Annotated in this window: 2 rRNA genes (1 of these 2 cut by a window edge); both read left to right on the forward strand. The window is 58.7% G+C overall.

The window, feature by feature from the left end:
- Positions 1–3: 3 nt before the first annotated feature.
- Positions 4–1,529, forward strand: a 16S ribosomal RNA gene (locus tag VKA29_RS04670).
- A 301-nt stretch (positions 1,530–1,830) separates the two neighbouring features.
- Positions 1,831–3,532: ribosomal RNA gene (locus VKA29_RS04675) — 23S ribosomal RNA — on the forward strand (it continues 1,492 nt past the right edge of the window).
- The 16S and 23S rRNA genes sit together here, the layout of an rRNA operon.

Raw genomic sequence — 3,532 nt, forward strand, 5'->3', positions numbered from 1 at the left:
ACATTCACGGAGAGTTTGATCCTGGCTCAGGACGAACGCTGGCGGCGTGCTTAACACATGCAAGTCGAACGATGAAGCCCTTCGGGGTGGATTAGTGGCGAACGGGTGAGTAACACGTGGGCAATCTGCCCTTCACTCTGGGACAAGCCCTGGAAACGGGGTCTAATACCGGATATCACTTCCGCAGGCATCTGTGGGGGTTGAAAGCTCCGGCGGTGAAGGATGAGCCCGCGGCCTATCAGCTTGTTGGTGAGGTAACGGCTCACCAAGGCGACGACGGGTAGCCGGCCTGAGAGGGCGACCGGCCACACTGGGACTGAGACACGGCCCAGACTCCTACGGGAGGCAGCAGTGGGGAATATTGCACAATGGGCGAAAGCCTGATGCAGCGACGCCGCGTGAGGGATGACGGCCTTCGGGTTGTAAACCTCTTTCAGCAGGGAAGAAGCGAGAGTGACGGTACCTGCAGAAGAAGCGCCGGCTAACTACGTGCCAGCAGCCGCGGTAATACGTAGGGCGCAAGCGTTGTCCGGAATTATTGGGCGTAAAGAGCTCGTAGGCGGCTTGTCACGTCGGGTGTGAAAGCCCGGGGCTTAACCCCGGGTCTGCATTCGATACGGGCTAGCTAGAGTGTGGTAGGGGAGATCGGAATTCCTGGTGTAGCGGTGAAATGCGCAGATATCAGGAGGAACACCGGTGGCGAAGGCGGATCTCTGGGCCATTACTGACGCTGAGGAGCGAAAGCGTGGGGAGCGAACAGGATTAGATACCCTGGTAGTCCACGCCGTAAACGGTGGGAACTAGGTGTTGGCGACATTCCACGTCGTCGGTGCCGCAGCTAACGCATTAAGTTCCCCGCCTGGGGAGTACGGCCGCAAGGCTAAAACTCAAAGGAATTGACGGGGGCCCGCACAAGCAGCGGAGCATGTGGCTTAATTCGACGCAACGCGAAGAACCTTACCAAGGCTTGACATACGCCGGAAAACCCTGGAGACAGGGTCCCCCTTGTGGTCGGTGTACAGGTGGTGCATGGCTGTCGTCAGCTCGTGTCGTGAGATGTTGGGTTAAGTCCCGCAACGAGCGCAACCCTTGTTCTGTGTTGCCAGCATGCCCTTCGGGGTGATGGGGACTCACAGGAGACCGCCGGGGTCAACTCGGAGGAAGGTGGGGACGACGTCAAGTCATCATGCCCCTTATGTCTTGGGCTGCACACGTGCTACAATGGCCGGTACAATGAGCTGCGATACCGTGAGGTGGAGCGAATCTCAAAAAGCCGGTCTCAGTTCGGATTGGGGTCTGCAACTCGACCCCATGAAGTCGGAGTTGCTAGTAATCGCAGATCAGCATTGCTGCGGTGAATACGTTCCCGGGCCTTGTACACACCGCCCGTCACGTCACGAAAGTTGGTAACACCCGAAGCCGGTGGCCCAACCCCTTGTGGGAGGGAGCTGTCGAAGGTGGGACTAGCGATTGGGACGAAGTCGTAACAAGGTAGCCGTACCGGAAGGTGCGGCTGGATCACCTCCTTTCTAAGGAGCACTTCTAGGCCGCCTGGCGGTCCAGAGGCCAGTACACCGGCGAGTGTCCGGTGCTGGTTGCTCATGGGTGGAACGTTGATTATTCGACCGGGTTCACGGGTCGGGGGCTTGCCAGTACTGCTCGCAAGAGCGTGGAACGCATGATCTCCGGACGGGGCCTGGCCGGGCACGCTGTTGGGTGTCTGAGGGAATGAACCCTCGGATGCCGGCCCCGGTGAAGCATCGATGATGTCGGTGTGTGACGGGTGGCTGGTCGTTGTTTGAGAACTGCACAGTGGACGCGAGCATCTGTGGCCAAGTTTTTAAGGGCGCACGGTGGATGCCTTGGCACCAGGAACCGATGAAGGACGTGGGAGGCCACGATAGGCCCCGGGGAGTCGTCAACCAGGCTTTGATCCGGGGGTGTCCGAATGGGGAAACCCGGCAGTCGTCATGGGCTGTCACCCTTGCCTGAACACATAGGGCAAGTGGAGGGAACGCGGGGAAGTGAAACATCTCAGTACCCGCAGGAAGAGAAAACAACCGTGATTCCGGGAGTAGTGGCGAGCGAAACCGGATGAGGCCAAACCGTATGCGTGTGAGACCCGGCAGGGGTTGCGTATGCGGGGTTGTGGGATCTCTCTTCCACGGTCTGCCGGCCGTGGGACGAGTCAGAAACCGTTGATGTAGGCGAAGGACATGCGAAAGGTCCGGCGTAGAGGGTAAGACCCCCGTAGTCGAAACGTCAGCGGCTCGTTTGAGAGACACCCAAGTAGCACGGGGCCCGAGAAATCCCGTGTGAATCTGGCGGGACCACCCGCTAAGCCTAAATATTCCCTGGTGACCGATAGCGGATAGTACCGTGAGGGAATGGTGAAAAGTACCGCGGGAGCGGAGTGAAATAGTACCTGAAACCGTGTGCCTACAAGCCGTGGGAGCGTCGGAAGCACTTCGGTGCTTCTCGTGACTGCGTGCCTTTTGAAGAATGAGCCTGCGAGTTTGCGGTGTGTTGCGAGGTTAACCCGGGTGGGGTAGCCGTAGCGAAAGCGAGTCCGAAGAGGGCGTTTCAGTAGCACGCTCAAGACCCGAAGCGGAGTGATCTAGCCATGGGCAGGTTGAAGCGGAGGTAAGACTTCGTGGAGGACCGAACCCACCAGGGTTGAAAACCTGGGGGATGACCTGTGGTTAGGGGTGAAAGGCCAATCAAACTCCGTGATAGCTGGTTCTCCCCGAAATGCATTTAGGTGCAGCGTCGTGTGTTTCTTGCCGGAGGTAGAGCACTGGATAGGCGATGGGCCCTACCGGGTTACTGACCTTAGCCAAACTCCGAATGCCGGTAAGTGAGAGCGCGGCAGTGAGACTGTGGGGGATAAGCTCCATGGTCGAGAGGGAAACAGCCCAGAGCATCGACTAAGGCCCCTAAGCGTACGCTAAGTGGGAAAGGATGTGGAGTCGCAGAGACAACCAGGAGGTTGGCTTAGAAGCAGCCACCCTTGAAAGAGTGCGTAATAGCTCACTGGTCTAGTGATTCCGCGCCGACAATGTAGCGGGGCTCAAGCGTACCGCCGAAGTCGTGTCATTGCAGCATGTACTCCCAACGGAGGCTGTGATGGGTAGGGGAGCGTCGTCTGCCGGGTGAAGCAGCACCGGAAGGTAGTTGTGGACGGTTGACGAGTGAGAATGCAGGCATGAGTAGCGATTCACACGTGAGAAACGTGTGCGCCGATTGACTAAGGGTTCCTGGGTCAAGCTGATCTGCCCAGGGTAAGTCGGGACCTAAGGCGAGGCCGACAGGCGTAGTCGATGGATAACCGGTTGATATTCCGGTACCCGCTGTGAAGCGTCAAACATCGAATCCAGTGATGCTAAGCCCGTGAAGCCGCCGGCTGAGTCTTCGGACGAGGTCGGAGTGGTGGAGCCGGTGGCCCGAGCTGGTAGTAGGTGAGTGATGGGGTGACGCAGGAAGGTAGTCCATCCCGGGCGGTGGTTGTCCCGGGGTAAGGGTGTAGGCCGGA

This window comes from Streptomyces sp. H51, from assembly GCF_035656535.1.
GTDB lineage: Bacteria > Actinomycetota > Actinomycetes > Streptomycetales > Streptomycetaceae > Streptomyces.